Source organism: Streptomyces sp. NPDC057428 (genome assembly GCF_042803195.1).
In the GTDB taxonomy this organism is placed as follows: Bacteria; Actinomycetota; Actinomycetes; order Streptomycetales; family Streptomycetaceae; genus Streptomyces.
Genome location: NZ_JBHVCT010000176.1, coordinates 1 through 4,837, shown reverse-complemented (window position 1 = coordinate 4,837; position 4,837 = coordinate 1). Strand labels below are relative to the sequence as shown.

Annotated in this window: 6 protein-coding genes, 1 tRNA gene and 1 pseudogene; 2 read left to right on the top strand and 6 right to left on the bottom strand. The window is 67.7% G+C overall.

Features of this window, described 5'->3' with window-relative positions; genetic code table 11:
• Positions 1 to 94: 94 nt before the first annotated feature.
• The 4 genes and pseudogenes from ACFU5K_RS31195 to ACFU5K_RS31180 form a co-directional block, all read right to left on the bottom strand.
• A pseudogene (locus tag ACFU5K_RS31195) lies at positions 95 to 409 on the bottom strand (hypothetical protein); the annotation flags it as partial.
• A gap of 862 nt (positions 410 to 1,271) precedes the next feature.
• A complete protein-coding gene (locus ACFU5K_RS31190) occupies positions 1,272 to 1,664 on the bottom strand; it encodes an inositol monophosphatase family protein (RefSeq protein WP_384067913.1) in 393 nt (130 codons plus the stop codon).
• A gap of 33 nt (positions 1,665 to 1,697) precedes the next feature.
• A complete protein-coding gene (locus ACFU5K_RS31185) occupies positions 1,698 to 1,982 on the bottom strand; it encodes a DUF1540 domain-containing protein (RefSeq protein ID WP_384067909.1) in 285 nt (94 codons plus the stop codon).
• Positions 1,983 to 2,152: 170 nt separating this feature from the next.
• The gene (locus ACFU5K_RS31180) at positions 2,153 to 2,470 is read right to left on the bottom strand and encodes a universal stress protein (RefSeq protein WP_384067916.1); all 318 of its coding nucleotides are present in this window, start codon (positions 2,468 to 2,470) and stop codon (positions 2,153 to 2,155) included.
• Positions 2,471 to 2,740: 270 nt separating this feature from the next.
• Between ACFU5K_RS31180 and ACFU5K_RS31175 the strand changes: the two genes are divergently transcribed.
• Entirely contained in the window at positions 2,741 to 2,929 is a 189-nt protein-coding gene (locus ACFU5K_RS31175; RefSeq protein WP_384067906.1) for a hypothetical protein, read from the top strand.
• A 216-nt stretch (positions 2,930 to 3,145) separates the two neighbouring features.
• Here ACFU5K_RS31175 and ACFU5K_RS31170 read toward each other — a convergent pair.
• Together ACFU5K_RS31170 and ACFU5K_RS31165 are read right to left on the bottom strand one after the other, a co-directional pair.
• Positions 3,146 to 3,219 (bottom strand) — tRNA-Pro (locus ACFU5K_RS31170).
• A gap of 87 nt (positions 3,220 to 3,306) precedes the next feature.
• Positions 3,307 to 4,245: a metallophosphoesterase gene (locus tag ACFU5K_RS31165; RefSeq protein ID WP_384067903.1), complete on the bottom strand. Its 939-nt coding sequence runs from the start codon at positions 4,243 to 4,245 to the stop codon at positions 3,307 to 3,309.
• A gap of 79 nt (positions 4,246 to 4,324) precedes the next feature.
• Here ACFU5K_RS31165 and ACFU5K_RS31160 point away from each other — a divergent pair, with 79 nt between their 5' ends.
• A complete protein-coding gene (locus tag ACFU5K_RS31160) occupies positions 4,325 to 4,789 on the top strand; it encodes a GatB/YqeY domain-containing protein (protein WP_384067900.1) in 465 nt (154 codons plus the stop codon).
• Positions 4,790 to 4,837: the final 48 nt, after the last annotated feature.

Genomic DNA, 4,837 nt, shown 5'->3' with positions numbered 1-4,837 from the left:
GGCAACCTCTGGATGCCACCCATCGCACAGACCACCTGACCAGCCACTCTCACCAACCGTCACCGATCAGGCGCATTCCTTCTGAATGCGTACCAGCGAGGAACGACAGCACACCGCCGACCGCACCCAGGCGGCTGCCCTCACGGTCCGTGGGCGCCGCCTCGGACGGCTGTTGCACATAGGTGCTGAGCACAATGCCCGCCAGCAGAGCTGTCACGACCAGAGCCGGATAGTTCCACCACTGCACGGGAACCGAACGGCCGAACACCGGATTGGGCACTACCGCGGTCGGCACACCGACCAGGACCGCTGTTGCCAGCGCACCGGCACCCACGACCATCCATTGCCGGGCTCGCCACGCGCCCAGCGCTTCACCAGCCCGGCGCCAAGAGCGCGGGGAAGAAGACATGAGAGAACACTCCGTTCTGCGGATTCAGGGACACGACCAACAGGCCGGCCTAAATCCGCAGAACGGAATGAAGAGAAACAGGAGGTGGTGGAGCCGGACCTCCCCCATATGGGCCCGAACCGGCGTTGCATGGTGACGGAGCCACAGCCGTTGGGGACGAGATCCAGCCGAAGGAGTCAGGCAACTGCGGCGCGCTCTCGGCTCGCTGCGCAGTCTGCTCAGCCACAGCCTTCTTGCCGCACGGCACGGCCGCACCGGTGGGCGCCTCAAACAACGAGGAGGTCGCGGAGACTGCCGCAGAGGGCGATCCCGCGGGCCCTCGTGGGCCTTGCACGTGGCTGAAAACGCACAAGAGCGCCGTAACCGCCACCAGCAGCGCCAGCGCAGCACGGACACCGATCTCTACCGGCCCGCATGCTGTCGCTCGTCTCATCACCGCTCCCACGGCCGCTCCGTACGAACACTGTAGGGCAGACGGGGCGGTCAATACGGCGGGCTCGTGCCCGTGTAGCACCGATGCAAGGGGAAGGCGGCTTGCTCGATGCCTGTGCCACTGCTCACTGGACAACTCGACCCTCATGTCGAGCGTCGGCCATGCTCGACCGCGAACCCGTATCTCGGCCCCGTGTATTTGACGGCTACTGCTCGTATGCCCAGGCCCCGCCGGTCTGCCGGTACTCCTGGGCAAGTGGAAGACCCGCTGAAACCAGTTGCTCCAACTGCCGTCACTGACGCGGAATAGGCGTATTCCATCCACACGGACTCGCCGGGGTGGAGCGGGAAGCGTCCGTTTTCGTTCTCGAACAGCAGCCAGACATTCTTGAATGCATCGCGGTCGTGCTTGGCCTGCCAGCGCATCGCCTCAACTCGGCAGGTGGCGGTGAGGTCGAGTTCGTCCCAGGTCCTTCTCCCACAGGGCGACCTGTACCGCCCAGTCTCCGCGGGGTGGGGCGGCGAACTCTCGAGTCCCGTCCAGGGGGTCGATGATCCAGACGCGGTCGGCGTCGTGACGAGCCGGGTCGCCGGGCGCATCCTCCGACAGTACGGCGTCACCTGGACGGTACTCGTGCAGAAGCCGGGCGATGAGTGCTTGTGCCTCACGGTCACCGGCTGCACCCAGTCTCGCGGGGTCGGTGCCGACGCGCTGGGTGCGCACTGGGAGGAGCCGGATGCCGATGCCGACGGTTTGAGCGGCGAATCGGGCAAAGCCCTGGTCGTGCAGGTCCCCGGGCCATTGCCTTTCCTCCGGGCTCACCAGTGGTCCTGCGCGGTGGTGAGCCCGTGGAGCTCAGGCGGGTGCGTAGGTCAGGCAGTCGACGTCGGTCTGCTGGTAGCCCACGGTGATGCCGGGGGCTTGGCATTCAAAGTCGACGTTGTGTCGGCAGTCGGACATCTTGCAGGCGCCGACCTGGCCGGTGGCGGACGGGTCGCCGCCCTTGGCCGGGGAGGTGAAGAAGGTGTCGCAGTGTGGGTGCCGGACGTCGCCCACGGTGATGGCCATTGCGTTGCAGGCGTGGTCCCGGTTGTAGGCGCAGTTTTCAACCGCGCATTCGGTCACGACGGGCATGTCCATGAAGGGTCTCCTGGTATTCGGTGTGTTCTTCCTGCTCGCCGACAATGAGCGGCAGGCGACTGACGTGAGCATGGCCCACCAGGTCGAGCGTGGTAGTCAGCACCCGCACATGGCCAGCGGACGTCCGCCGAACGGGGCAACGCGAGTGGCGTTTTGACAGGGCCGTGCGGTCAAGCATGGGTGGGTTCGGGGTGTGGGCGGACGATCGCGATGGGGCACGCTGAGTAGTGCAGGAGCTGGTGGCTGACCGACCCGAGGGCCAGGCCGTGGAATCCGCCGCGGCCTCGGGAGCCCAGGACGAGCAGGTCGGCCCGGTCCGAGGCACGGGTCAGGGCCGGGACCGGGGCGTCCCGAATCAGCTCTTCGGTCACTTCGACCTCCGGGTACTGCTTGCGTCGTCCTGCGCATGTCGTCCAAGTCGCGGCGGAGCTCGGCGATCTCCTCCTCCACCCGCGAACCGGACACGCTGGTCGGCATCGGCGGAGGATCGGTCACCTCGATCAGGTATGGCGGCCAAGTCGATCTCACCCCTCTCGATCCGCGCCTTCGTGCGCCGCTTGAGAGTGGTGTTGCACCGACCCGAGCAGACGTGCCGATCACGGTGCTCCCAGTGCGCGTTCTTTGGTACGGGCTCGCCACAGATCCGGCAAGGTTCGCCGCCCGTGGCACGTTCCGTCGCCGCGAGGATGGCGTTCCAGTAAGGATCACCAGGAACCTTGCGGGTCCTGGCGCGGTCGGGCACCGGAGGCGTCCCCGGTGTGAGCGTCTGCATCGGGCGCCGCACCTTCGGCGTGTCCTTCGGGCGCTCGACCCGCTGCCTCTTGGCAGCCGAGGTACGGCAAGGATCGGAGCAGTACTTCTGGCTGCGCGGGCGCCAATACTCCAGCACCGTGCCGCAGACCGAGCACGGGCGACCCGCTCGTTCAGAGGCGCTGCTGAAGCCGTAGTCCACAGGCTGTCCTCAGGTCGAGTGGTCGACTGAAGTTCGCGACCGCGCAGGTGCGAGCGGACGCGTGGGAGGCGTGCCTGCCCTTGCCGGGTGATCGGCCGCTGGGAGAAGCCGACCAAGATCTTCTCCCAGTTTTCTCCCAAACGATCTCCGGGAACGAGCAAGGGGCCTGATCCACTTAGTGGATCAGGCCCCTGACCTGGTGTTCCAGCTGTCGGGGTGGCGGGATTTGAACCCACGACCTCTTCGTCCCGAACGAAGCGCGCTGCCAAGCTGCGCTACACCCCGATGTCCACCGATTGTCCCGGCGACATCGATTACTTTAGCCCACCGGCGGCCGGAGGCGAAATCCGGTATTACGCCCGGCCGCCGTTCTCAGTCCCGGGGCGTCAGAGTCAGCAGGGTCGCCTCGGGGGGGCAGGCGAAGCGGACGGGGGTGTAGCGGTTGGTGCCGCAGCCGGCCGAGACGTGGAGGTAGGAACGCCGCTCGCCGACGGTGTGTGCGGAGAGGCCCTTCACCCGGTCCGTGTCCAGATCGCAGTTGGTGACGAGAGCCCCGTAGAAGGGGATGCAGAGCTGCCCGCCGTGGGTGTGGCCCGCCAGGATCAGGGGGTAGCCGTCCGCCGTGAAGGCATCCAGCGTGCGCAGGTAGGGGGCGTGGACGACGCCGATCGAGAGGTCCGCGCCGGTCTCGGGGCCGCCGGCGACCTCCGCGTAACGGTCCCGCTTGATGTGCGGGTCGTCCAGGCCGGTGAACGCGATCTCCAGGCCGTCGGCATTGATCCGTCCCCGGGTGTTGGTCAGGTTCAGCCAGCCCGCCTCGTCGAAGGCGTCCCGCATGGGCTCCCACGGGTTGTGGACCACGCCGACCGCCGGTGCGTTGCCGTTGAGGCCGTGCTTGCCCTGCATCTTCTCCAGGAGATAGAGCGCGGGGTTGCGGAGCTTCGGGCCGTAGTAGTCGTTGGACCCGAAGACATAGACCCCGGGGAACTCCATCAGCGGGCCGAGTGCGTCGAGCAGCTCGGGCACGCCCTCCGGGTCGGAGAGGTTGTCGCCGGTGTTCACCACGAAGTCCGGCCGGAGGCCCGCGAGTGACTGCAGCCACGCGCGCTTCTTGCGCTGACCGCTCACCATGTGGATGTCGGAGACCTGGAGTACGCGCAACGGGCGTGCCCCGTGCGGGAGTACGGGAATCGCGATCCGGCGCAGCCGGAACGAGCGTGCCTCGAATCCGGCGGCGTACACGAGGCCGGCGGCGCCGACCGCAGCGCCGACTGCCGTTGCTTTCAGGGGTACTCCGTAGCGTGCGCGCATGTGCCCATCGTCGCAGACACGGCGGGGACGGACGAAAACCGGCGGGCGGCGGGTACCCCGTACCTGTCACAATCGCCGCATGACCACGCTCAAGTCCAAGCTCAAGGAAGACCTCACCACGGCCATGAAGGCGCGTGACGAGCTCACCTCGTCCACCCTCCGCCTCACCCTCACCGCGATCACCAAGGAAGAGGTCAGCGGCAAGACGGCGCGCGAACTCTCCGACGACGAGGTGCAGAAGGTGATCGCCAAGGAGGCGAAGAAGCGCCGCGAAGCGGCAGAGGCCTTCGCGCAGGGCGGCCGGACCGAGCAGGCCGAGCGGGAGAAGGCGGAGGGCGAGCTGCTCGACGCGTACCTGCCCAAGCAGCTCTCCGACGACGAGCTGGACGTGATCGTCGCGCAGGCCGTCCAGGAGGCGAAGAGCGCCGGCGCCGAGGGGCCGCGGGCCATGGGTGCCGTCATGAAGATCGTCAACCCGAAGGTGGCCGGGCTCGCCGACGGGGGCCGGGTGGCCGCCACGGTGAAGAAGCTGCTCGCGGGCTGAGAGGCCGACGGCATGAGGAAGGGGCACCCCCCGGCCGGGGGGTGCCCC